The sequence below is a fragment of the Enterococcus raffinosus genome (genome assembly GCF_001886185.1).
Lineage (GTDB): Bacteria > Bacillota > Bacilli > Lactobacillales > Enterococcaceae > Enterococcus_A > Enterococcus_A raffinosus.
Genome location: NZ_JXLA01000013.1, coordinates 42,062 through 67,163 on the forward strand (window position 1 = coordinate 42,062; position 25,102 = coordinate 67,163).

The window sequence follows — 25,102 nt, forward strand, 5'->3', positions numbered from 1 at the left end:
GAATTTGCTTAAAAAAAGGGAGCGCACATCTCACGTGCGTTCCCGACTGTTAAAAAACAGAACTATTTTTTAATTTGGCTCATAACTTCTTCAACAAAGTTATCTTCACGTTTTTCGATACCTTCGCCTACTTCGAAACGAACGAAGCTTGCAACTGTAGCGCCTTTAGAAGATACATACTTCTCAACAGTCATATCAGGATCTTTAACGAATGGTTGATCCACCAAAGCGATTTCTGCTTTAAATTTATTTAAACGACCAATCACCATTTTTTCAACAATATTAGCTGGTTTGCCTTCGTTTAATGCTTGTTCAGTTAGAACTGCTTTTTCATGCTCTAATTCTGATTCAGGAATTTGACTTTCGTTAACATAACGAGGATTGATTGCCGCAACGTGCATTGCAACATCTTTAGCAACTGATTCGTCAGTAGTACCGTTCAACAGAGCTAAAACAGCAATACGTCCGCCCATGTGAAGGTATCCGCCAAATGCTGCATTGTCTTCTTTTTCAACAACTTCAAAACGACGGAAGTTGATTCTTTCACCAATAACTTGTGTAGCTTCAATTAATGCCGCTTCTAAAGTTTCACCTTTAGCGTTCGTTAATTTCATCGCGGCTTCCATATCAGCTGGTTTATGTTCAGCAACTAAGGCCGCAATTTCTTTCACCAAGTCTTGGAACATTTCATTTTTAGAAACGAAGTCTGTTTCTGAGTTTACTTCTACAATTGCAGCAGTATTTCCATGGATTGCAACTGAAGCTAAACCTTCAGCGGCAATACGATCATTTTTCTTAGCTGCTTTAGCCATACCTTTTTCGCGTAAAAGATCAACCGCTTTTTCAATGTCGCCTTCTACTTCTACTAATGCACGTTTCGCATCCATCATTCCTACGCCAGTCATGTCGCGTAGTTCTTTTACCATTTTAGCTGTTACGTCTGCCATTTTAAGGGCCTCCTTAGTTTTTCTAAAAAAGCTGCTTCAAAGGAAAATATTTACTTTGAAGCAGCATATGCTACTAAATTATTCAGCTGATTCAGTAGAAGCATTGTCGCCTTCTACTACATCAACAATTTCTTCAATTGAAGTTGCTTGTCCGCCATCTTCAGCTACGAAGTCTTCTTCAGCTACTTGATCTTCCCCTTGGTTTCCTTCGATAAACGCATCAGCCATTTTTGCAGTAATTAACTTCACGGCACGAATAGCATCATCATTTGAAGGGATAACTACGTCGATTTCATCTGGATCGCAGTTTGTGTCTACCATAGCCACGATAGGAATGTTTAATTTTTGAGCTTCTTGAACAGCGATACGTTCTTTACGTGGATCAACGATATACATTACATCTGGAATGCGAGGCATATCAGCGATTCCGCCTAAGAATTTTTCTAAGCGTTCACGTTCTTTATTCAAACCAACTACTTCTTTTTTAGGTAATACTTCGAAAGTACCATCTTGTTCCATAGCATTGATTTGTTTCAAACGAGCGATACGTTTTTGGATTGTATCCCAGTTAGTCAAAGTTCCACCTAACCAACGATGGTTTACGTAGTATTGACCAGCACGTACTGCTTCTTCTTTGATTGCTTCTTGAGCTTGTTTTTTAGTTCCTACGAACAATGCAACGCCGCCATCTTCAGCAACATCTTTCATATAATCGTAAGCTGCATCTACTAATTTGACTGTTTTTTGCAAGTCAATGATGTAGATTCCATTTCTTTCTGTGAAGATATATTTCTTCATTTTTGGGTTCCAGCGACGAGTTTGATGACCAAAATGTACGCCGGCTTCTAGTAATTGTTTCATAGACAATACTGACATTTGTGTTTCCTCCAATTGGTTTTTTGTTTTCCTCTTCTGCTCTCTTCTTTATAAGGAACTGACAAGCAGCACCGCCTTATAAATCAAGCCAGAATGTGGATTTTTTATGTATAGTCGCCTACACACAATTAGTAATTATACAAGAGTTTTTTTAATAAATCAATCTTTTTTATTTCACTTTTTGATACATTAATATTTATATAGAGTACTGGTTAAAAAAACTTTTTCTGCTATACTAAATGCATAATTATGATTTTAACTTTTTACACTACTCAAACGTGATTTGAACAAAGAAGTCGTCATTTATAGTTATATATTATGTAACCAATCTGATCAATTCTTTATACGTATGAGATATGTTTGGTTCAGCACATAAGAATAAGGAGTTTTTTTATGCGAAAAAAAGATCGACACGAATTAATCAAGAAGCTTATCTTGGAAAACCCAATTAGAAATCAAGGAGAATTAATGGAGTACTTATTAGAGTACCAAGTCTCTGCTACTCAAGCAACGATTTCGAGAGATATTCGAGATTTAAAAATTATAAAAACGATTGATGAGTCCGGCAATCCGCGTTTTGAATTGTTTCAAGAGCGTAAAACGCCTACAGAGGATGATGACATCAAACGATTAATCCGTATGTCAAACGATGTGATAGTCAAAGTTGATACCGTTCAATTTATGACGATCGTCAATACTTTACCTGACAATGCACATTTATTAGCTTCCGTTCTAGATGATCTATCGAGTGAACTAATCGTAGCAACAATGGCAAGCTTTGATACGATTATTATTATTTCAAGAACACCTGACGACGCTCAAAAAGTCACTACGTTTTTACAGGATCCAACACAAAGTTCAATTTTTAAATAAAAAAATTCCGACCTTCAAAAGTTAGATTTTCACCTTAACTTTGAAGGTCGGTTCAAAATTTCTCCGTTTTTTACATTTTATTTGGTGCATGAACACCCAATAAACGTAAATCTTCTTTCAATATTACGGTTACTGCGTAAACTAATGCTAACCGAGCATCTTTTTGATCATCATCCACTAAAATTTTTGTATGTGCATAATACTTGTTAAATGCTTGCGCCAATTTAATCGCATGCTTAGCAATTACAGATGGCTCATATTGATTTGCCGCTTGCATTACTACTTCAGGATAATTTTGCAGTAATTTGATGATTTCCCAGCTATCCGCATCGTTTAACGCATATACTTCTTCAGAGTCAACATTATATCCCGCTTTCTCCAAAACAGTCATTGCTCGCGCGTGAGTGTATTGAACATAAGGGCCGGTTTCGCCTTCAAATCGAACAACTTCCTCTAAATTGAAATCAAAATTGTTCAAACGATCATTTTTTAAATCATGGAAGACTACTGCACCAACACCTACTTGGTGTGCAACTTCTTCTTTATTTGGTAAATCAGGATTTTTTTCCTGAATCTGCGAAAGTGCTGAGTCTTTTGCTTCATTTAGGACTTCTTCTAAGAGAACAATTTTCCCTTTACGTGTAGACAATTTTTTCCTGTCTTTTGTGATTAATCCAAATGGAATGTGAATCATCTCTTCTGACCAATCGAAGTCCATTTCTTTCAAGACAGCTTTCAATTGTTTAAAATGTCCGCTTTGTTCATTTCCTACAACATACAGTGATTTAACAAAATTATATTCACGTTTTCTGTAAAGTGCTGCGGCTAAATCACGTGTGATATACAAGGTTGCCCCATCAGATTTTTTAATTAATGCAGGATTTAAGTCATACTTTTCAAGGTCGACAATTTCTGCCCCTTCATTCGTTTGCAATAAATGTTTTTCCTCTAACATTGTTACGACTTCATCCATTTTGTCATTATAGAATGCTTCTCCATTATAAGAGTCAAAATTTACTTCCAGCATGCCATAAATTTTATTAAACTCTTTTAGGGACTCACTACGGAACCATCTCCATAATTCTAAGGCTTCATCGTCATTCTCTTCTAATTTTTTAAACCACGCGCGGGCCTCATCGTTAAGTTCAGGCTCTTCTTCGGCTTTTTCATGAAACTCCACATACAAACGTAAAAGTTCATTGATTGGTTCTGCTTTAACTTTCTCTTCTGAACCCCATTTTTTATAAGCCACGATTAATTTACCAAATTGAGTACCCCAGTCGCCTAAGTGGTTAATTTTTATTGGATTATAGCCAATCTTACTTAAAATCAAACTGATAGAATTACCAATGACTGTTGAACGTAGATGTCCCATTGAGATAGGTTTTGCAATATTTGGAGAAGACATATCAATTGTTACATTGCCCTCGTTACCAATATTGCTATCACCGAAATGATTTTTCTCTTTAGCGATTTGTTTTAAAACCATACTCGAAATGATTTCTTTCTTCATGAAAAAGTTCAAGTAAGGACCCACCACTTCGATCTTCTCAAATGCTTCTGGATTGATTTGTTCCGCTAGCTCACCCGCAATTTGTTGTGGTGCTTTACGAAAGACTTTTGCTAAAGCGAATGTCGGAAAAGCAACATCCCCATGATCAACTGATTTGGGATTTTCTAGCAGACGTTCCACTTCTGGTAGCGTCAGATTTTCCTTAACCACTTCAAATACAGCTTGTGCGACGATTTCTTTATTATTCATCCAAATTCCTCCCTTATAATACAAAAAAGTCCCTGATGTATAAATACATCAGAGACGAGAATTCCCGCGGTACCACTCTTATTGTCATAAACGACCAACTTAGGCTATAACGGTAGCTGCCGTTTCATCTCAAAAGTGCGCCATCTATTTTTGTTTATTCGGCTCTCACCTGCCCGAACTCGCTGCAAAACAGACTATAGACTTCTCTTTTTCATCGATGAATGATTTATCTGGCATTTATAGTAACAGAAAAATTACCATCTGACTAGTCAAGAAATATATTTTTTATACTTTAGGGATAAATAGGTTGCCTAGTGTCGCAGCCATTACAGCTTTAATGGTATGCATGCGATTTTCAGCTTGTTGAAACTGCAAAGCCCTCTCACTGCGAAAGACTTCGTCAGTCACTTCCATTTCAACTAACCCGTACTTCTCTTTAATTTCTTCTGCAACTTCTGTTTCAAGATCATGAAAGGCTGGTAAGCAATGTAAGAAAATCGTTTCCGCCTTTTTCGTTTTTAACATCAACTCTTGATTGACTTGATAGGGCAATAATAAATCTATCCGTTCTTTGAAAGCTGACTCCTCACCCATGGACACCCAAACATCGGTATAGATAATATCCGTCTGAGCCACGCCTTGATCAATATCATCAGTGATAAAAACTTTAGACTGTGAAGCTTCCGCATATTTTTCAGCCATGACAATTAAGTCTGATTCAGGAAATAGGCTTTTAGGTGTTACGATTGAAATATTAACACCTAAAATAGCACTGGTAATCAATAAAGAATTCGCTACATTATTTCGACCATCACCAACATAAGCTAAGGTCAAGCCTTCTAGTTTTCCAAAATGCTCCTTAATAGTCAAAAAATCCGCCAACATTTGAGTAGGATGCCATTTATCCGTCAAACCATTCCAAACAGGTACACCGGAGTACTTTGACAAGTCCTCGACAGCCCTTTGAGAAAATCCGCGATACTCGATCCCATCGAACATACTTCCTAGAACTTTTGCCGTATCTTCTACCGATTCTTTTTTCCCTAATTGGATATCATTTTTTCCTAAATATTCTGGATGAGCGCCTAAATCAATCGTTGCAGTAGTAAACGCAGCGCGAGTGCGAGTAGAAGTTTTTTCAAAGAGTAACGCGATATTTTTCCCCGCTAAATATTTATGCGGAATGTTTTTTTGTTTTAATGCTTTCAGATGCGCAGCAAAATCAATTAGATAAAGCAACTCCTCTTTAGTAAAATCAATTTCTTTTAAAAAACTCTTTTCTTGAAAAATATTAGTCATGATAACCCCTCCATTTTTTGAATATTAATTCTATGCCAGAGATAATAATTCATTTTTATTCATGATAACTGAATAAAATGAAAGTATCAACCGTTATTTGTATTCATTTACAAAAATTGTCTTTACGCTTGCCGTAGTTTTTTCTTTGCATGCTTAATCTGTTTTTAAAACGGGATTTAACACACAACCTCTTTATAGAAAAAATATACTATTTAAAAGGAAAAGCAGCCAATATTTGGCTGCTTAAGTATTACTTATTCTTTCTTGAATCATAAATATACTAAAATATTTAATATCTTAAAATTTTTTCCTGTCGATTCTTTAGAGTAACATTTTTTAGTAGTCATTCCTCTAACCAGTAATTCCATACATTTTAAAAATAGGTATCTGCTACAAATTTTTTTCATCTGTTTCAGCGTCTATTATTATTTTGAAATTTTATCCTCCGTTTCTTTCTCCACCTTTTTATCGTAAGAAGTTAGATATGCTGAAAAGCTAAACTCGGATTGGCATTCAAACTCATATCTGCAAAATGCTTCTTTTGCAATTCAACATGAGCAGCAGCCCCAATCATCGCCGCATTATCCCCACATAAACGTAAAGGCGGAACGATCAAACTAACTTCAGGCAGTTCTGCTTCAATCATTGCTGTCATCTTTTCTCGCAATCCTCGATTAGCTGCTACTCCCCCAGCAACAATTAATTGCTTAACTGGATAAGTTTTACAAGCTTTGATTGTCTTCGTAACTAGTACATCAACAACGCTTGCTTGAAAACTTGCAGCTAAATTTATTTTATTTAATTGTTCTCCCCGTTGTTCAGCATTATGAGTCAAATTAATAAACGCACTTTTCAAACCACTAAAACTAAAATCAAAATTATCTTCCTTAATCATCGCGCGTGGAAAGTCATAGGTATCTTCACCTTGATGAGCAAGTTCGTCAATTTCTTTTCCACTAGGGTAACTTAAGCCTAGAACGCGTCCAACTTTATCATAAGCTTCACCGGCAGCGTCATCTCTTGTTTCACCAATAATTTCAAAAGAACCATCTTCAACCATATAGACTAATTCTGTATGTCCACCACTAACTAGTAAGGCCATTAAAGGAAATTCTAAAGGTTTAACTAAACGTGCAGCATAAATATGTCCTGCCATATGATTGATTGGCAACAAAGGTAACTCATTTGCCCAAGCAAAAGCCTTTGCTGCACTTAAGCCAATTAATAGTGCGCCAACAAGTCCTGGACCATAAGTTACCGCGACAGCACTTAATTCTTTAGAAGTCACATTTGCTTCCTCCAATGCTTCTTCAATGCACAATGTGATTTGTTCAACATGGTGACGGCTGGCAACTTCAGGAACAACTCCACCAAATCGTTTGTGACTTTTTATTTGCGAAGCAACAATATTAGATAGGATTCTTTCACCGTTCTCAATCACTGCAACACTTGTTTCGTCACAGCTACTTTCAATTGCTAAAATAAGTTCTGATTCATTCATCTATATTTCCTACTTTCAAAGACATCAGTACAGCATCTTCTTGAGGGTGCTGATAGTAATTTTTTCGCGTAGCCATTTCTTGGAAACCAAAATTTTCATAAAAAAGACGCGCCTCCTGATTCGAAACACGTACTTCCAAAAAAATACTTACTATTCTCTGTGACTTAGCATGCTTAATCAATCGCTTCAATAGTCTTTTTCCATGACCTTGTCCTTTTGATTGTACTGCAATATTTGTGATTTCAATTTCATCACAGACTTGATGAAATCCCAAAAAAGCAATAATCTCTGTACCTTCAGTGAAGTAATGACTATGGGCTTGTTTTATGTCACTAGCAAATTGTTCAGCTGTCCAAGGAGAGCCATGTGCATAAGCAGTTTGACTTATTTCCCAAAATTTTGTAGATAGCTGCTCCAATTAATTCACTTCCAAACGTTTAATCATGTCCAGCGCGTCTTCATTATTTTCAGTATAATAATTTTTACGAATATTCCGTGCTGAGAATCCCAGCCTTCGGTACAACCGCTGCGCATCTGTATTACTAAGTCGAACCTCCAAAGAGAGAGTTTCACAATCGTTCATTATAGCGAATTTTTCTACTTCGTCAATCAATAGCTTACCCATCCCACGATTTTGAAAAGTCGTTCCGACTGCAATATTCGTAATATGTGTATCGTTTCCTATCAAACGACTCCCAATAAATCCAGCAATTTCCTCTTTTTTAGTTACGATACAAATATACAAATGAGGAATCGGCGAATGAATCTCAGAAAGAAAGGCACTTTTTGTCCATGGAGTCTCGCCAAAATAGACATCACGTTCAAGCGCAATCAGTTCTTTAATATCTTGATCTGCTATTTTTCTTAGTAGATACTCTTCATCCTTTAGTTTTACATATTTCGCATTGAAGGGATATTGTTTCCCATATAAAATGGTCTTTACTAAACCACTAAATTTTTTCAACATAGTTCTCGTCCTCTGGTTGGTGTGTCTCCAGCCACTTTTCTTCTGCCTCCACCCGTTTTAAATACGCGGGTACTAACCCATGGACATTTTCAACTGGCTGCGCTAAGAAACCTAATTTACCTAGGATTATTCCATTAGGTAGATTTACTTCATCTTCTTCTGATACGTCTGCGTTTGTTAAAATTGATTCTATTTGATCTTTAAACTTACTAGTCTCTCCGATAAATAATGCTGGTTCTTTGATTTTATTCAATAAATCAGCTAGTGGTATGTGCTGATCAGCTATTACATTCACAAGCTGTTTGTTTTCCCAACGATAAACACCCGCATATACATTGTTACGCCGTGCATCCATCAATGGAACAATCAACTTATTTATACGAGTATTTCCTGCAATAACAGCCAAACTAGAAACCGTTGCTAACTCAATTTTCAATGTTTCTGCTAACGTCTTTGCGGTCGTTACTGCAATCCGAATACCTGTATACGAGCCTGGGCCCTTCGCAACGACGATTCGATCCAGATCAGTAGGCTTCAAACCAGCTGCCTCCATCACAGTTTCAATTGCTGGCATTAAAGTTAAACTATGATTCATTTTTCGGTTCAACTGAAAATGAGCCAAAACTTTATTTTCCTCTAAAACAGCCACTGCTAAAGTTTGATTGGATGTATCTATCGCTAATAATTTCATAAAACGTCATTTCCTCGCATTTAAGATAGCCATATTTTAACACAAACTATATTTCCTTCCTACTAACTGTTTAAACTTTCTGATTTTCTAAAATTTTTACAGAAAAAAAGCAGCGAAATTCGCTGCTTAAAACTTTTTGGTGGATTCTCGTTGAACCAACTTAGTTGCCAACATAATTTTCCTTGGTACTGGAGAGAACTCTTTTGCCAAATCTAAAATCGTTGATACCGCTAATTCCCCCATCCACTCAGTTTCTACCTTGATCGTTGATAATGCGGGTGATACATATTTAGCTACACTAACATCATTAAACCCAATCACTTCTATATCTTCTGGAATTCGCAAACCAGCCGTTTGAATTGCTTGCATCGCTCCCACGGCTAAAGCATCACTTGACGCGAACAAAGCACTTGGTCGATCATTCATTTTCGTCAAAAAATTTTCCATTGCAATTTTTCCGGCTTCCATAGAAAAAGCTGACGATAAAGCAAACTCTGGTCGATAGAGATTGATTTGCTCCATCTTTAGTTTGAATGCAACTAACCGTGGATCTTCTATCGGCTGAAGATTATGCTTCGTTTTTTCTTCCCCTGAAAGGATTCCAATTTTTTTATGCCCATGCTGGATAAAATAATCAATTACAAGATTCATACTTTGATCAAAATCGACTACTAAAGAATTTAATCCCATACTCATCCCATCAAAATCGACAAAAAGCAGGTTCTCATCAATTTTCTTTAACCGACGAATCTGTTCAGCATCAAACTTACCTAAAGCAATTGTTCCATTCACTTGGTTGTCTGACAATTCATCTAAACCTTCACGACGAATTTGGATATTTAACTCTTCCGCCTTTTTTTCTATCCCCAGACGAATCGACAAATAATATAAATCTGCTAATTCTTCTGCATCATCGTACCATTGAACAAGCCGAATCACAGCTTTACCAATTTTATTGGTTCGTTTATGTTTAGTATAATTTAGTTCCTCTGCCACTTCAAAAATGCGCTGTTTCGTCTCATGAGCAACAGATAATTCTTGATCGTAATTCAATACACGAGAAACGGTGGCAGGAGAAACACCTGCTAATTTAGCAATATCGCGAATAGTTGCCATCGCTGCCCCTTTCTACAACGTTTTGATAAAACGCATAAAACCTTCTTGTCCTTCAACATCACGCTTAAATACTCCCGCATCTTCCAAAACACGAGCAAAAACAGCCCCTACTGCTTTTTGTACGACCTGTGTTACATTCTCACGGGTAATTTGATTGTCCGCTTTTAATTGATCCGCCCATACAATATGATAATCAGCTATATTATTCTCTTTTTCTAATAGATAATTTTCAACTTCATTAAGCTCTGTTTGTAAGCGTGGCGGTAAAACAGCCAACCCCATTACCTCGATTAAGCCAATATTTTCTTTTTTGATATGTTGTACATCTGGATGTGGATGAAAAATTCCATCGGGAAACTCTTCCGAAACATTGTTGTCTCGTAAAACAAGATCTATCTCAAAAAGATTTTCCTTGCGACGAGCAATAGGAGTAATCGTATGATGTGGGATGCCATCTTCTGTGTGAGCAACAATTTGTAACGATTCGTCTGAATAGGACTGCCATTTTTCCAAAATCATAGTTGACGCTTCAATCAAATCGTTTTGATTTTCCCCTTGTAAGCGAATCACAGATAGAGGCCATTTTACAATTCCCGCCTTAATATTTGAAAAGTCATTTAATTGAAAAGTTCTTTCTACTTCAGCAGTCGCCATCGGAAATGTATGTCGACCGCCTTGATAGTGGTCGTGAGATAGAATAGAACCACCAACTATTGGCAGATCTGCGTTGGATCCAACAAAATAATGCGGTAGAACTTCCGTAATTTTTAATAACCTTTGAAAAGTCGCTTTTGTGATTTTCATCGGGCGGTGCTCTTCAGATAGAATTATGCAATGCTCGTCATAATAGGCATAAGGCGAATACTGAAAACCCCAGCTTTCCCCATCAAGATTCATTCGAATAATTCGATGATTCGCTCGTGCTGGATAATTTAATCGTCCTTTATAGCCTTCATTTTCCATGCATAACATACACTCAGGATAATCTACCTTCACCGCTTGACGTTCTTCTGCAATTTGTTTTGGATCTTTCTCAGGTTTAGAAAGGTTGATTGTAATCTCTAATTCCCCATATTCAGTTTCTGCAGGAAAGATAATATTTTGGGCAATTTCTCGTGTTTTAATATAATCGTTTTCTTTACTTAACTTATAGAAATAATCTGTTGCCTGAATAGGATCTTTGGAATAGTACTGAGCAAAATAAGCATTAACTACAGATGGTGGAGGTGTCATTAGATCCATCAGCTGAGCCTCTAAAATTTCCTTTTCAGCTTGCAGACTTGTAATTACTTTATTTTTTTCCGCCTGAATCAAAAGCTGATCAACTAACTCTACGGCACTGTTTGAAACTCTACGAATCTCAGCTTTCTCTAATGAATCTTCACCAATCATTGCAATAACACGATTTTCTAAATACAAACGATCCATTTCCATCCAGCCACCTGATTGGATAGCTAACGTAATGAAATCTCTGGCGATTTGACTGATCGACACTTTTTTTCCTCCTACTCCTCATATCCATGTGGATGGCCAACATGCCAGTTCCACGCAGTTTCTATAATTGCTTTTATATCTGTGTATTCTGGTTTCCAACCTAAAGTCTCTTTCACTTTTTCACTAGAAGCTACTAAACGACTTGGGTCCCCAGCACGACGCGGTCCAATTTCTGCCGAAATTTCCTTGCCTGTAACTTCACGCGCTGCATCCAGCATTTCTTTCACTGAATAGCCATTATTTGAGCCCAGATTAAAGAAGTTGCTCGGATTCCCGGCTTTCAAATATTCTAATGCCAGAATATGTGCAGCCGCCAGATCTTCAACTTGAACATAGTCACGAATACAAGTGCCATCTGGAGTATCATAATCATCACCGAAAATTGTCAAATGATCTCTTTGTCCTAATGCTACCTGTAAAATAATTGGTACTAAATGTGTCTCAGGATCGTGATCCTCTCCGATACTTGCGTCAGCCTTCGCACCAGCAACATTGAAATAGCGTAAAGCTACATAGCGCATGCCATAAGCATTATCACACCATCTCATCATTTTCTCCATCATTAATTTACTTTCGCCATAGGGGTTAGTAGGATTGGTAGCCACTTCTTCTGTGATAGGTGAAACACCTGGTTCGCCATAAGTTGCTGCAGTTGAAGAAAAGACAATATTTTTAACACCAAATTCCTCCATAACTTCTAATAGGCTTTCCATACCGACTACATTGTTATTGAAATATTTTAACGGTTTTTCCACCGATTCACCAACTAACGAACTAGCCGCAAAATGAACGACACCTTCAATTGACTCTTTCGTAAAGACATCCTTCATAAATGCTTTGTCACGACAATCCCCTTCATAAAATCTTGCATCTGGATGAACTGCTTTACGATGACCCGTCAACAAATTATCCACAACTACAACATCATATTTTTGAGTAATTAATTTGTCGACTGTATGAGACCCAATATAGCCTGCTCCACCTAATACTAAAATTGCCATTTAATCTACTCCTGTCTCTTCAATTTATTTAGTAAACAAAGTATAGTTTGTTTACTAAATAAAATCAACCCTCATTTCCATTCATTAAACTTTTAATTTTTAGAGTTTTGCTTCATAATAAGGGTATAAGAAGAAGTTAAATGATATACAGTTCGTATTTTTCGATGAGAAATATGTTTCTTATAGTTTAGAAAGGAGTGATGACAGATGCGTAAATTTGCTTCAGGATTCGTTACTGGTACTTTAGCTGCAGCTGCAGTAGTTGCTAGCGTAGTGATGGGTGTTAAAAAGAAGGTTATCGATCCAATCGAGGAAAAAGAATCAAAAATTGATGAAAATCGTAAAAAAGCTCGTAGAAAAAGAATTGCTCGATAAAAAAGAAAGCCAAGTCGGCTTTCTTTTTTATTTATAAATTGTAGTGACGATCCTATTTGCCAAATCGAAGACGCGATCCTCACTTTTAGGTCGAGGAGAAGCAGCATTTAACCAATCTAGTCCTTCTAGTGGGATTCCGTAACAATAAACATGGGGTAACACCTTATCGTTTTGATCTATCACTTGATGTGTTTCGCGAACAACTTTGATAGCACCCGTAAAATGTTTCTTCCCCTCGAACGGTACATTATGAGAAGATAAATACCCCTTTTCTCGCATTCGGATTAGTAGAGAATTTTTTGTTCTTTTTAAACTTGTAGCTGGAAGACGTGCTTCGATGAAATTTTTTGTTTTAAAAAAACGTGCAGGAGCCCTCTTACTATAGGCTAAAAATTCTCCACCCTCTCTTTCAACTACCATTTCTGGTGCTAAAATTTTAACGATTCCTGCTTCTATCAAAGCCAATAATTGTTTTTGCCGAATGACTGGTGCACCAATGGTTAAAAAACTATAATTCCGATTGAATGTCGCAAAGAAATCATCAAAATACTCTTTCGGTGTAAATTTTTCGTGGTCCAACATGTAGTTAAATGGCGCCTGAAGCTCTTTATATGTATCAACTGCAGCAGCAATTGGCCCAGTTTGATTTCCTAACTCTGCCTCAGTGATATCTTTTTTTAAATATTCTAGAATAAAATTAGGAAATGCTTGTGGAGAAACTCCCTTCGCTGGATTTAGAAGAACGGACCAATCTAAACGAGACTCGATCGGTATCTGATATTTTTTTAAAACAGATTCTCTATCATCTGAACGATAGTCAGACAGAAAAGCTTCTAAATCCATTTCTGTACTGGACAATTTTTTTTGATAAAATATTAGTTCTGCTTCTTTTTTAAGTAAATCAAATAATTCATCAGCACTACCATTAAATTGTGTCATGAACTTTTCCGTTAAAATTTGCGGTTGTGCATCCTCTCCAAGTTTTTTTTGATTGTTCGGACGCGCATGATAAGGTAATCCTCTACCTGACCCAGCAATCAAAAGTTGCTCTTTACCAGATGGGCGATATCCCAAACAACCATCCTCGCCTTCGAAAAACTTTCCGCCCCATCTATCTACAAATAATGCAATATAATCAAAAAAGCTTAACCCTAGTCCGCGAAGTATTACTGGCTCTCCTTCAATCAGATAACCTAACTGCGTATCGGAAGGATTTCCTGGACTTTGATAGAAAAGTCCATGCTTGTTTGCATGATTTTGATTTTCTTCTTCAGACTGATTCAATTCATTTTGAGAATGTCCCGTTGCTAAAATCACATCATCTACCTGATAAATCTCCGAAGCTTGAAGAATGATTTGATTCTCCTCTATAATCAAATCAACGACTCGCTCTTTAACCATTTTAACCATCACATTTTCAGGTAACGTTTTTAAAAGTTCGTCAAAAAACCACTTTTGGTAAACGCCATAATAACGTCGTTGACAATAGTCATTTTCCTTTAAATTTGTCTCCGAAAAAAAAGTTTCACCAAACGCTAAAGAAGACAGATAACTTGGTGCCTCTTTTTGGCTCCATTCTGCTAGATTTGGGCCTTCATCCTCAGAATAGAGGGTCACATGCTGCATAACCGTATTCATAATAACTTGATCCGTTTGGTTCTCACGCCAAATGTTCCCACCTGGTCCATCAGGATCGAACAACAAAAGTTCTATTTTTTCTGACTCAGGTGCTTGCTTAATTAATCGGCCCAATGCAATTAACCCATAAGGTCCCGCTCCAACAATCGCGATTTTTTTCATATTCATTCCTCATTTTTGATAGATTCGTCTCTTTAAGAGTAGAGAATAATCGTTGAATAATCAATAAAAAAAAGTTTCTGATGATTTTTTCACCAGAAACTTTAAAAACTATTTTAGCACCCAACGCTCAAATGCTTCCTTAACGCCATCCTCTAAATTTGTTGCTACAGTATAATCAGCAGCTGCTTTGACTGTCTCACTAGCATTTCCCATAGCTATGCCAGTTCCAGCAAACTCAATCATTGATAAGTCATTTTCTGCGTCCCCAATTGCCATTACTTCAGCTTTTTTTACTCCTAGATGTTCACTCAATTCTTTTAAAGCCAATCCTTTACTGGCATTGGAATTTAATACTTCAAGGAAATAAGGGGTACTGCGAACGATTGTATATTTCTCAAAGTACTCCGCCGGGATTTTTTTGAAGGCGCCACTCAAGATTTCAGGATCATCAATCATCATCATTTTAACAGCCAACACATTTTCCGCAATTTCCTCCGGTGTGCGATAATGTAGCGGCATATTTACCAAGTGGGATTCCAGAACCGTATATTGGCTGATATCACGGTTGGCTGTGTACATTGCTTTTTTATCAGCGATGTGCAGATGAACATTTAGCGAACGTGCCAGATAATCAATTTCTAGGTAATCTGCTCTCGTCAGACTACGCTCAGCTACAACATCCCAAGTTTTTGTATTTAAAACTAAGGCGCCATTATAAGTAATGATGTAATCATCCTCATTATCTAATCCTAATACCTCTAACTGTGATTTTGTTCCTGATAACGGTCGTCCAGTAGAAAGAACGACATATACTCCAGCCCTGCGAGCTTTCTTAATACAGTCAACGACCGGCTGATTGATTTCATGATGATCGTTCAGTAATGTTCCATCTAAATCTATGGCAACTAACTTTATACTCATACAATTCTCCTAATTCTTATTTATCTTATACAAAAATGTTTTCAACTTCTATGATAGTCGTAATTTAAAAGCACGTCAATTTACTAAATTAATGATTGAAAAAATAAAAACAGCCAGACTCTAATCCGGCCGTTACTAGTTAATCAATCTTTTTCTGTTTCACTTTTCCAGTCCATTCTTGCATACCGCCTTTAAGAATGTACAAGTCCTTATAGCCTTTTTTTCGTAACATGTTCGCTGCACGAGCACTAACGGCCTTATTATGATCATAAAGATAAATTGGTTGGTCTTTTCGTAAAGAACTATAAGTTTCTTTCAACATACTGAATGGAAAGCTGCGTGCTCCTAAAATATGCTTTGCGTTAAACTCATCTCGTTCACGTACATCGACAACTTGAGCTTTACGCATCCCCGCTTGAAATTCTTCTTGAGTGATAATTTTCGCAGAACGTCTCATCATGATCCGCACAACTAACTCATAAAGTCCAAATAGTACAAGGACCGAAATAAGTACGATATTAATTTTCCACCAAATTGACATGCCTTAATTCCTCTCTTACTTTTAATCTATTTTGCTAATGAAGCCGCGCCAATTACACCCGCTTCATTTCCTAATTCTGCTAGTTTGATCTTTGTGCTTTCACGTACTTGTGGGAAAGTAAATTGTTTGAAATAGTTTTCGACACGACTACGCAAGAATTCTCCTGCTGCCGAAACGCCACCACCGATTACGATTGTTGAAGGATTCAACGTATTACCAAGATTGCCGCAAGCTAATCCCAAATAGAAAGTCACTTTATCAACAACCATTAAAGCTAAATCATCGCCTTCAGCTTCAGCTAATTCAAAAACATCCTTACTTGTGATGTCTTCACCATTATCTAGACGAGCTTTTAGTTTCGAGCCGCCAGCGTATTCTTCCGCTAGTTTACGAGCGACACGAACAACTCCGGTTGCACTCGCGATAGTTTCTAGGCAGCCTCGTTTGCCACAGGTACACTCAAAACCGTTTGGATCAACTGTTATATGCCCAACCTCACCCGCACATCCGGCAATCCCGTGAAGTAATTGACCATTCATTACGATTCCGCCACCAACACCAGTGCCAAGAGTTATAAACACGACATCTTGTTCGTTGTCTCCTGCACCCTTCCAACGTTCACCCAAAGCGGCAACATTAGCATCGTTATCGATACTGAACTTAATTTTCGTTCCTTTTTCTATTTCACTTTTAACTTGTTGCAAGGTAGTCCAATTTAAATTGTAGGCGCCAATGACTGTTCCTGCTTCGATATCGACACTACCAGGCGTTCCCATACCAATTCCCATGAATTGTTCTGGCTTCATATCATATAAAGCTAGATGATGGTTGATTGATTCAATGATGTCTGGAACAATATGAGAACCATCATCTAAAATATTCGTCTCAATACTCCATTTTTGCTGAATTTCACCTGCTTCAGTCAAAATTGCAAATTTCACAGTTGTTCCACCTAAGTCAATACCTAATAATTTTTTATCCACTTTAGTCACCTTCTCGACTTTCTTCAATGTGATGTTCTCGTTTTAATATGCCCCAGCCTTGCAAATAAGTATCACGATCAATAACACGACTCTCGTACAAATTCTTTAATTCAATCTGCATTAATTCAATATCGTATATTCGTTTGCCAACATAAACATAGATACCAAATTGCTTTAAAAGCTGCTGTACATCATACAAACTTTCCATCAAACCACATCCCTAATATTATACAGAAAATTTTCTCTTTTTTATAGCCTATTTTTTTATTTCCTAGTTTATTTTTGATCCAATTATCCATTCTATATTTTAAAGTATTGATTGAATAGCCGCAATTCCAATACAATGATTCTTTCAATACTTACCTTCCAGTAAAAATTTTCTCTTACTTTATTGTTAAACACAAGCAGATAATTGTTTGGCTATCACCATTTAAAACGCGGACAACTTTGTCCGCGTTTATTCCTACATACTAAATTTTCTTAATCCAAAGAAAACAAAAAGAACGATAGCAAAAATGAAAAACAATACAGCAGTAACTCGTGCCCTTGTGGTAAAGCGGTCCTGCGAATAAGGTACCGCTAGCGCCCAGCCAGATAAAGCTCCTCCAATGATACCTCCTAAATGCCCCCAAATATCAATCGTGGAATCAAATAAACCAAAGGCTAAGTTCATTAAAATGAACAATGCAAACTGGCGAGTCAAAGCTTGAATTGCTCCGTTGTCCCGATAATGCAAACCTACTATTAAAAAGGCACCAAACAACCCAAAAATCGCTGTACTAGCACCACCCGATAACGTGGTCGGCTGATTAAACGCAAAGCTGGCAAAATTCCCCATTACACCACTTAGTAAATAAATGATTGCAAATCGCCAATGACCAAAAATTGCTTCGCATTGTTGTCCCATATAATAGAGCACAACACCATTCAAGGCGAAATGCATTAAACCAAAATGGATAAACATCGGTGTAATAAAACGCCAATACTGATGCTGCCAAATAACCGAAGGCGCAAACATTCCTAATTGGTTTTCTATGGATAATCCTGGTAACAAGTACTGCATTATAAAAACAATTGTATTAATTGCAAAAAGCGTGTACATCACATAAGGTCTGTCTTTTCTCATATATCCACCTCTCTTATTCTTCAAAATTTTGACCAAATGGGGGTTGCTTAAGATAGAAATAACTGTTGAATTGGTTGATCAAACGCCTCTATCTGCCAATCTTCCATTAACTGCTCAGCAAACACAAAACTACATGTTTTTCCCTTATAATTCGCTAAGTAGCGATCATAATATCCACCGCCAAAACCGATTCGATAACCCGCTCTATTAAAAATCAGCCCTGGGACAATCAGTAAATCCAGTTCGTCCGGTTGTGCCTTATCTTCGATGTCAGGCTCCTCCACACCGAATTTCGTCGTATAATATTCTGTCGTCGAATCGATCCAGTGAAAGATCATCTCACCCTTCGGCAAAGACTTAGGAATAGCAACTTTTCTTCCTGTTGCAAAAGCACGCTCAATTAGGGGGGCCGTAGGAAACTCGAGTGAAGTTGCCATCGTCACACCAATTGTTTTTACATCTTTCCACGTACTGCTTCGAAAAAAATTATGATAAATGTTCTCAATTTGAACTTTTCTTTCCCCATTCTCTTTTATTTCTTCTAGCCGCCTGATCGCAAGTTGTCGTAGCTTTTCTTTCTCCATTTACTCACCTTCTTATCTAGAAATACTAACAAACTCAGAACAAAATAAAAAGGGGATTACTCCCCTTTAACAAATTCACTAGAAATTTGACGAGCAATCGCTAAACCGGCGATTGCATTAAAATGCAAATGATCCCCACTATCAAACATCGGATTCAGATATCCTGAGGATTTTTCAACGATTGAAGAAATATCCCATACATTAGTGTAGGTATTCAGTAACCAACGGTTGATCTCTTTCCTGACCTTTTCCTTCTGTTCGTCCATCTCAGGATAGTTCATACAGGGAGTCAACGTGCATAGTTGATAAGCTACCTTTTCATACTCACACACCTGAATGATCTTTTCTATTTCCTTCTGAAATTTTTTTACTGAAAGATCCCCGTGGATTAAATCATTAATTCCAATAAATAATATGACTTTTTTAATCCCTTTATGGCTGGCGAAACATTTTTTCAAACGGTGAAACGCACTGTAGCCGTAAAAAAAATCTTTGGAATCCTTCGTCATAATATCGCTGCTCGATCTCAGTAAACAGCTGCCATTGATTCCTTGATTTACCAAATAAATATTTTGTTCACGAAACATTCTCTGCAGTGGTGCAGTCCATGTTGCCCCTTCAGTCAAAGAATCTCCTAATGCGATGACACAGTCACCTGCAACTTCTGCCTCGATCGCCAATAATCCAGAGCAAAAGTTTGATACGGAAGTTGAAGCAAAAACATCAGCGTCATTAACGGCGAAACCACTTTCCATTAAGTCGTTTTGAAAAGCAATCTGCCACTTTTGAGCCTCAGGATCAATTGAGATTGGAGCTGTCCGAACTATTTCACCTGGAGCAATGGAGAGGTCACCAATTTGTTGTCGTCTATCATTTGTCTGAATAAACAGATTACGAATCTTTTCCACTTGATCCCCATAATCATTTGCAAAAACCAGCCTAATTGTTCCAACAGGCGCAATTTGGCGCAATGGCAGAAAAACCTGCTTTTCTCCATTACTATGATGAGCAATTCCTCTTTGTGCATGACTCCATATTGTTGTCCAGCTCATATAGTCAAAACTCCTTTCTATTTGCTTTTTTTCATTAGCTGTAAAATGAAATAAGGGGCGCCAATTAACGAGACAATAATTCCTGCTGCCATCTCACCATTTGGTAAAATAACCCTAGCTAGAATATCACTAAACAGCAGCAATCCCCCGCCAATTAGGGCAGACATTATCAATGTTTGATTATTCTTTTTGCCCGTTACTTGTCGAGCAATGTGGGGCGCAATCAAACCAATAAAACTAATGCTTCCTGCAACTGAAACGCTCACTGCTGCCAAGCAAACCGCACAAATTAAAAAGAATAACTGTGTTCGCTTCAATTTGACACCTAATCCGACTGCTACCTCATCCCCTAATTCTAAAACTTCTAATGAACGCCCGCGAAGTAAAATCAAAGGCAGTAAGCAAAAAATCCACGGTAATAATAGCAACACATGCTGACGAGTCGTCCCCCATATGGTTCCAGCCAGCCATGCTGTAACAAATTGATAATTATCCTTAGAGACTCGAATGCTTCCGATTAGAGTCAATGCTGAAATTCCAGCGTTAACCGCAACACCTGCTAAAAGCAAACGATTCGGTGTAATCCGTTCTGCTTGTCGTCCGAAGTAATAAACCAATCCTGTCGCGATAAAACTTCCGACACATGCAATCAAAGGTAAGTACCAACTGCTTTCACCTGTAGCAAAAAAACCTAAATATATTAAAACCGTTAATCCAGCCCCCGCATTGATTCCTAATATTCCTGGATCAGCCAAATCATTATGAGTAATCGTTTGAAATAAATATCCGGAAACCGCTAATCCCACACCCGCTAGTATCGACACTAACATTCTAGGAAAACGAAAATCAAAAACGATTAATTGCTGACTTATGCTCGCTTTATTTTGAAAGACACTAAGTAAATCATTTAAGGTAAGAGGAATAGTTCCCACTGTTAAACTGAGCAAAATACCCAAAAACAGTAAAAGAAATAAAATTATCCAACCCAGCTTTTTTCTCATAAGCTTCCCTTCCTAATCTGTAAAAGTAAAAATGGAACTCCGATAATTGTAATGATTACCCCTGGCGGTGTCTCCAGTGGCGGAGCAATTAATCGGGAAGCAATATCCGCAACAACAAAAAATAAGGCGCCAAATAGCCCTGAGGCCGGAATCACATAACGATAATCGTGTCCGACAAAAAAACGAACAACGTGTGGAACGATCAATCCAACAAAGCTGATTGTTCCAACAAGAGCAACAGAGCTACCGGATAAAAGTAAAACAATGAAAAGAGTCAATTGACGAATTCGAGCAGGATTTTTACCTAACGAAATTGCCGTATCATCCCCTAAACTCAGTAAGGTTATTTGCGGACTGATCAAGCAAGCTCCAATGATTCCTAGTAAAATCAGTGGAAAAATTGTATGCAATTGATTCCACGTGAGATTTGAAGTTCCGCCGACGAACCAAAATGTCATATCCTGATTCAAGTCAAGCAACAAACTGACACTTTGACTAATTGCCGTGAAAAAAGAACTGATAGCGGCTCCTAATAAAACAATTCGAACAGGAGATAAGCTAAAAGAAACCTTAGTAGAGATAAAGTAAATCAGTAGAATTGATACAGAGGCTCCAACAAATGATCCAGTTATACCGATCGCTGGAGAAGGTTGCTCATTCATTGCAAAAACCAGTGCAAGTCCTAATCCTGCTCCAGAGTTGATACCAAGCAGCCCAGAATCTGCGATTGGGTTAGAGGTGATTCCTTGAATCAAGGCACCAGCTATTGCGAAGGCTGATCCAACTAGGACTGCTCCTATCATTCTTGGAAGGCGTAAATAACGAACTAGTTGTTCTCCTTGATTAGCAGGATCAAAATTTAACAAGGCTTGATGAACATCTGCCCATTTACTGGTAACTGCTCCATACCTCAAAGAGAAAAACATCGCTACGATAAGGAACAAAGCAACGATAAGTAAAAAGTATCTTCTTTTAGCCATTTCCCTGCTCCTTTACTAAATCATAAGCAATAACTAAAGGTTTCTCACTATTTGGTAAGGTAGCAAAAGTGGCTTGTATATCAAATAAATTTAATAGTTTTTCAGCTGTAAAAATTTCTTTTGGCGTTCCTTGAAAAATTAATTCACCTTTTTTCATTCCTAATAAATAATCAGAAAAACGCGAAGCATGATTCAAATCATGAATTGTCATCAGAATCGTTTTTCCTTGTCGATTTATTTCTTGCAACAATTCCAAAATCTCTAATTGATGTGCCGGATCTAAAAAAGTAATTGGTTCATCTAAAATTAATATATCCGTATCCTGCGCTAACGCCATGGCAATCCAAACACGTTGCTGCTGTCCCCCTGACAAAGTTGTCAATGTCCGTTCTTTTAAAGCTTGTAGATTTGTGGCTTCTAGAGCCCAATTAATTAATTGATGGTCTTCTTCTTTCAAACCTGAAAATCCTTTTTGATAAGGAAATCGTCCGTAGGCAACAATTTCTTCCACACTCAGTCCATTTACCTGACTGCTTGATTGTGATAAAGAGGTAATCTTTTGTGCGACTGATTTAGTATCCAATCGCTGAATATTTTCACCATCAATAAAAACTTCTCCTTTAGCTGGCTCAAGAATACGTGCCAATCCCTTTAGAAAAGTAGACTTCCCACTACCATTTGGACCGATTAGGCTGGTAATCTGCCCTTTGGGAATTTCTACTGTAATATCCTTCACAATTACTTTTTTATCGTATCCGATTGAAAGATCAGCTGTAGTTAATTTTGTCATAGATCTTCCTCTTTTCTCTGATAATCGTTCTCAATTATGACCTTCTTTTTCACCATCGTCAACCATTTGTGAAAGAAAACTCTCTGTTGACACCCTTGATTCTTTCAGTAATAATATCAATTGAGAACACTTCTCAATTAACCTCAAAGGAGTTTTTTTATGTTCAAAAAAATAATTTTAGGAACTGCTGCCTTATTGGCTTTGTTTAGTCTATCCGCTTGTGGCCAAAGCAGTGACAACAAAGATACAAATAATGACGTTCAAACATTAACTGATGCACAGAATCACAAGGTCGATGTTCCAAAGAAGCCTAAAAGGATTATCGCCTCGTATTTAGAAGATTACTTAGTTGCATTAGATGAAAAACCTGTGGCACAGTGGACCGTTGGTAAAGGGAAAATTCAAAATTATCTGCAGGATAAGTTAAAAGATGTTCCAACGATTAACTATGATTTACCTTATGAAAATGTATTAAAGTTTGAACCAGACTTATTATTAATCGGATCAAACGGCTCTTTAGAAGGCGGAAAATATAAAGAATACGCTAAAATCGCTCCAACGTATGTAGTAAAAAATGGGGACAACGTTACTTGGCGAGATCAACTTGAAGACATCGGAAAAGTACTAGGTAAAGAGGACAAGGCTAAAAAGGTTGAGAATGACTATAACCAATTGGTGGATAAAACAAAAAATGACTTGAAGGACAAAATCCAAGGCAAGTCAGCAGTTGTCTTATGGGTAACAAATAATTCCGCGTTCATGGTGGCAGATACTCGTTCTAGCGGTCAACTTCTTTATCAGGAATTAGGATTTGAGATTCCTCAATTAACTAAGGATATCAGCAAAAAGGCAACCGCTGACTTCTCACAGGTTTCATTAGAAAGTCTTTCTCAGTTAGATGCTGATTACATTTTTTTAGTTAACAGTGACTCTGGAGCTGCGATGTTTAAGGATCCTTTGTGGAGCAATATACCGGCAGTAAAAAATAATCACTTGTATGAATTTGATGGCGAATCAAGCTGGTTATATAATGGACCTATTGCCTATACCAAAATGGTTGAAAATATTCGCGAAGTCTTGAAATAAAAAGCCGACCTGATCAAGTTTCCTTCTGTTTTAAGAAGGAAACGATCAGGCGGCTTTTACCTTTTATTACGACGCGACCGTGTAGCTGAGGCTGCTTCTTCTTTTTTTACCAAGAATTTCAAACGATACGGCTCGTGATAACGAACCCCGTCCTTAACGAAATCTCCACCAATAATAAATAATCCAATCGGACTCAGTGGTTCATTTTGTCGGATTGTTCCAATCGTTTCAAGGTCACGATAATTTTTTCCAATCTGTAATCGATAGGTGCTAGAATCGATCTGTTTCACATAATAATAAGGATATAGTGTATTTTCTTCAATTAGGAACCCTTCTTCTTCTGTTAAATCACGTGTCTTAATTTCATTATCATCGATTAATGCTTGAATATTTTCGACTAACCGTAATTGGTAATCCTCGGTAAAATCAACTGGGATTTCCTGCGCCTGTTCAAACACTTTCTTCGTTTTCTGTTGTTTTTCATTTTGAATGTTAAAGGCATCATCTGGCAAATATTTGACAAAAAGCTGCGTGATGTCTCCTTTTAAATTTTTATCTAAGAAATAAAAGAAAAAATTCAAAATAATGAAATAGACCAATCCAACAAAAACTAAGCCATAGAGCACCAATTGCAAATAGTTTTGGTTAAGCCAAAGTCCATAAACAATACGTAAAATATAAATGGTAGGTATGATGCTTAGCAACGTATATGCACGGTTGGAATATTTAGGACTGATATCCAAAAAGCCTAAAAATTTATTTAAACCATTTATTATGTCTAATAGTATCGTCATTGTGTATCACCTGCCTCTGAGCTCGCTGAATCATTGGCTGGCTGTAGCTGTTGTGAAGGTGTTGTTTGTGACTCCTCTACAGAAGATGATGGCGAGACAGGGTCGTTAGAAATAGAGGACTGTGTATCTACAGATTGGTTCCTTTCGATTGTACTTGCCTCAATATTATTGTTTATTTTAGATACTTCCGTTGACGATTGTTCGTTGATTGTGCTTGTTTCATTAGTCATACTATTTGAATCCCGAGAAGAATCAGTCGTAGAAGTAGTTGATGACTCTGCCGTTGGTGAGGAATCTTTTACTTGACGATAACTGGAATTATTCAAAATTCCTGAAGTCGTAGCAATCAAAATCGATAATGTTAAAAGAGCAATAGGCTTCAAAATCGGCGGAACTTTACGCATCGGATCCTTCCTTTCTAAAATTATTTTATTTAATAACTAGTTTTATCACTGGAAGGTTAGCTTTTGTTTAGGATTCTATGAAGTTTTTATGTAGATTTCTGAAAACACGTCAGAAAAACTTTCGTTTATTGATAAAAA

Annotated in this window: 27 protein-coding genes; 3 read left to right on the forward strand and 24 right to left on the reverse strand. The window is 37.2% G+C overall.

Translation table 11 applies throughout. From position 1 onward, the window contains the following. Positions 1 to 62: 62 nt before the first annotated feature. Entirely contained in the window at positions 63 to 947 is an 885-nt protein-coding gene (gene tsf, locus RV13_RS08715) for a translation elongation factor Ts (protein WP_010746060.1), read from the reverse strand. 78 nt (positions 948 to 1,025) lie between these two features. Continuing rightward, on the reverse strand, positions 1,026 to 1,823 hold the full coding sequence (gene rpsB / locus RV13_RS08720) for a 30S ribosomal protein S2 (protein WP_010746059.1): 798 nt from the start codon (positions 1,821 to 1,823) through the stop codon (positions 1,026 to 1,028). A 393-nt stretch (positions 1,824 to 2,216) separates the two neighbouring features. Here rpsB and RV13_RS08725 point away from each other — a divergent pair, with 393 nt between their 5' ends. Further along, positions 2,217 to 2,696: an arginine repressor gene (locus RV13_RS08725; RefSeq protein WP_010746058.1), complete on the forward strand. Its 480-nt coding sequence runs from the start codon at positions 2,217 to 2,219 to the stop codon at positions 2,694 to 2,696. Between the two features lie 70 nt (positions 2,697 to 2,766). Here RV13_RS08725 and argS read toward each other — a convergent pair whose 3' ends face one another. The 9 genes from argS to galE form a co-directional block, all read right to left on the reverse strand. Further along, positions 2,767 to 4,458 carry an arginine--tRNA ligase gene (gene argS, locus RV13_RS08730; protein ID WP_010746057.1) on the reverse strand — a complete coding sequence of 564 codons (1,692 nt, stop codon included), beginning with the start codon at positions 4,456 to 4,458 and terminating at the stop codon, positions 2,767 to 2,769. A 285-nt stretch (positions 4,459 to 4,743) separates the two neighbouring features. Next, on the reverse strand, positions 4,744 to 5,757 hold the full coding sequence (gene argF, locus RV13_RS08735) for an ornithine carbamoyltransferase (RefSeq protein ID WP_010746056.1): 1,014 nt from the start codon (positions 5,755 to 5,757) through the stop codon (positions 4,744 to 4,746). Positions 5,758 to 6,235: 478 nt separating this feature from the next. Beyond that, the gene (tsaD, locus tag RV13_RS08740) at positions 6,236 to 7,258 is read right to left on the reverse strand and encodes a tRNA (adenosine(37)-N6)-threonylcarbamoyltransferase complex transferase subunit TsaD (RefSeq protein ID WP_010746055.1); all 1,023 of its coding nucleotides are present in this window, start codon (positions 7,256 to 7,258) and stop codon (positions 6,236 to 6,238) included. Then, the gene (gene rimI, locus RV13_RS08745) at positions 7,251 to 7,676 is read right to left on the reverse strand and encodes a ribosomal protein S18-alanine N-acetyltransferase (RefSeq protein WP_010746054.1); all 426 of its coding nucleotides are present in this window, start codon (positions 7,674 to 7,676) and stop codon (positions 7,251 to 7,253) included. Before rimI (RV13_RS08745) ends, tsaD begins: the two co-directional genes overlap by 8 nt. Then, positions 7,677 to 8,225: a ribosomal protein S18-alanine N-acetyltransferase gene (gene rimI / locus RV13_RS08750; RefSeq protein ID WP_010746053.1), complete on the reverse strand. Its 549-nt coding sequence runs from the start codon at positions 8,223 to 8,225 to the stop codon at positions 7,677 to 7,679. Then, the gene (gene tsaB / locus RV13_RS08755) at positions 8,209 to 8,916 is read right to left on the reverse strand and encodes a tRNA (adenosine(37)-N6)-threonylcarbamoyltransferase complex dimerization subunit type 1 TsaB (RefSeq protein ID WP_010746052.1); all 708 of its coding nucleotides are present in this window, start codon (positions 8,914 to 8,916) and stop codon (positions 8,209 to 8,211) included. The genes rimI (RV13_RS08750) and tsaB overlap by 17 nt, the downstream gene beginning before the upstream one ends. Before the next feature lie 126 nt (positions 8,917 to 9,042). After that, positions 9,043 to 10,032 (reverse strand): LacI family DNA-binding transcriptional regulator, encoded by a 990-nt coding sequence (locus RV13_RS08760; protein ID WP_010746051.1) that lies wholly within the window; start codon positions 10,030 to 10,032, stop codon positions 9,043 to 9,045. Positions 10,033 to 10,044: 12 nt separating this feature from the next. Continuing rightward, positions 10,045 to 11,526, reverse strand: coding sequence for a UDP-glucose--hexose-1-phosphate uridylyltransferase (gene galT, locus RV13_RS08765; protein ID WP_010746050.1), 1,482 nt, complete (start codon positions 11,524 to 11,526; stop codon positions 10,045 to 10,047). Positions 11,527 to 11,537: 11 nt separating this feature from the next. Beyond that, a complete protein-coding gene (galE, locus tag RV13_RS08770; protein ID WP_010746049.1) occupies positions 11,538 to 12,527 on the reverse strand; it encodes a UDP-glucose 4-epimerase GalE in 990 nt (329 codons plus the stop codon). 207 nt (positions 12,528 to 12,734) lie between these two features. Here galE and RV13_RS08775 point away from each other — a divergent pair, with 207 nt between their 5' ends. After that, positions 12,735 to 12,902 (forward strand): DUF3042 family protein, encoded by a 168-nt coding sequence (locus tag RV13_RS08775; RefSeq protein WP_010746048.1) that lies wholly within the window; start codon positions 12,735 to 12,737, stop codon positions 12,900 to 12,902. A gap of 27 nt (positions 12,903 to 12,929) precedes the next feature. Here the strand turns inward: RV13_RS08775 and RV13_RS08780 are convergent, their stop codons facing one another. The 11 genes from RV13_RS08780 to RV13_RS08830 all read right to left on the reverse strand — a co-directional run bounded on the left by RV13_RS08780 (position 12,930) and on the right by RV13_RS08830 (position 22,680). Next, positions 12,930 to 14,702 (reverse strand): FAD/NAD(P)-binding protein, encoded by a 1,773-nt coding sequence (locus RV13_RS08780; protein WP_010746047.1) that lies wholly within the window; start codon positions 14,700 to 14,702, stop codon positions 12,930 to 12,932. A gap of 108 nt (positions 14,703 to 14,810) precedes the next feature. Further along, positions 14,811 to 15,623, reverse strand: coding sequence for a sugar-phosphatase (gene yidA / locus RV13_RS08785; RefSeq protein ID WP_010746046.1), 813 nt, complete (start codon positions 15,621 to 15,623; stop codon positions 14,811 to 14,813). 139 nt (positions 15,624 to 15,762) lie between these two features. Beyond that, positions 15,763 to 16,164 (reverse strand): rhodanese-like domain-containing protein, encoded by a 402-nt coding sequence (locus tag RV13_RS08790; RefSeq protein ID WP_010746045.1) that lies wholly within the window; start codon positions 16,162 to 16,164, stop codon positions 15,763 to 15,765. A 26-nt stretch (positions 16,165 to 16,190) separates the two neighbouring features. After that, positions 16,191 to 17,147 (reverse strand): ROK family glucokinase, encoded by a 957-nt coding sequence (locus RV13_RS08795; protein WP_010746044.1) that lies wholly within the window; start codon positions 17,145 to 17,147, stop codon positions 16,191 to 16,193. A 1-nt stretch (position 17,148) separates the two neighbouring features. Continuing rightward, positions 17,149 to 17,355: a YqgQ family protein gene (locus RV13_RS08800; protein ID WP_010746043.1), complete on the reverse strand. Its 207-nt coding sequence runs from the start codon at positions 17,353 to 17,355 to the stop codon at positions 17,149 to 17,151. Between the two features lie 255 nt (positions 17,356 to 17,610). Beyond that, positions 17,611 to 18,273 carry a rhomboid family intramembrane serine protease gene (locus RV13_RS08805; RefSeq protein WP_010746042.1) on the reverse strand — a complete coding sequence of 221 codons (663 nt, stop codon included), beginning with the start codon at positions 18,271 to 18,273 and terminating at the stop codon, positions 17,611 to 17,613. Positions 18,274 to 18,320: 47 nt separating this feature from the next. Continuing rightward, positions 18,321 to 18,857, reverse strand: coding sequence for a 5-formyltetrahydrofolate cyclo-ligase (locus RV13_RS08810; protein WP_010746041.1), 537 nt, complete (start codon positions 18,855 to 18,857; stop codon positions 18,321 to 18,323). A gap of 56 nt (positions 18,858 to 18,913) precedes the next feature. Continuing rightward, entirely contained in the window at positions 18,914 to 19,909 is a 996-nt protein-coding gene (locus tag RV13_RS08815; protein WP_010746040.1) for a GDSL-type esterase/lipase family protein, read from the reverse strand. A 17-nt stretch (positions 19,910 to 19,926) separates the two neighbouring features. Next, a complete protein-coding gene (locus RV13_RS08820; RefSeq protein WP_010746039.1) occupies positions 19,927 to 20,910 on the reverse strand; it encodes a FecCD family ABC transporter permease in 984 nt (327 codons plus the stop codon). Then, positions 20,907 to 21,890: a FecCD family ABC transporter permease gene (locus RV13_RS08825; RefSeq protein ID WP_010746038.1), complete on the reverse strand. Its 984-nt coding sequence runs from the start codon at positions 21,888 to 21,890 to the stop codon at positions 20,907 to 20,909. Before RV13_RS08825 ends, RV13_RS08820 begins: the two co-directional genes overlap by 4 nt. Then, positions 21,883 to 22,680, reverse strand: a complete 798-nt coding sequence (locus RV13_RS08830) for an ABC transporter ATP-binding protein (protein WP_010746037.1) — start codon at positions 22,678 to 22,680, stop codon at positions 21,883 to 21,885. Before RV13_RS08830 ends, RV13_RS08825 begins: the two co-directional genes overlap by 8 nt. A 159-nt stretch (positions 22,681 to 22,839) precedes the next feature. On the opposite strand from RV13_RS08830, the gene RV13_RS08835 reads away from it, so the two are divergent. Then, entirely contained in the window at positions 22,840 to 23,766 is a 927-nt protein-coding gene (locus RV13_RS08835) for an ABC transporter substrate-binding protein (protein WP_010746036.1), read from the forward strand. A 56-nt stretch (positions 23,767 to 23,822) separates the two neighbouring features. Here the strand turns inward: RV13_RS08835 and RV13_RS08840 are convergent, their stop codons facing one another. Together RV13_RS08840 and RV13_RS08845 are read right to left on the reverse strand one after the other, a co-directional pair. Then, a complete protein-coding gene (locus tag RV13_RS08840) occupies positions 23,823 to 24,560 on the reverse strand; it encodes a DUF6681 family protein (RefSeq protein WP_010746035.1) in 738 nt (245 codons plus the stop codon). Then, complete coding sequence (locus RV13_RS08845; protein ID WP_010746034.1) at positions 24,557 to 24,964, reverse strand: hypothetical protein; 408 nt, start codon at positions 24,962 to 24,964, stop codon at positions 24,557 to 24,559. The genes RV13_RS08840 and RV13_RS08845 overlap by 4 nt, the downstream gene beginning before the upstream one ends. Between the last annotated feature and the right edge of the window lie 138 nt (positions 24,965 to 25,102).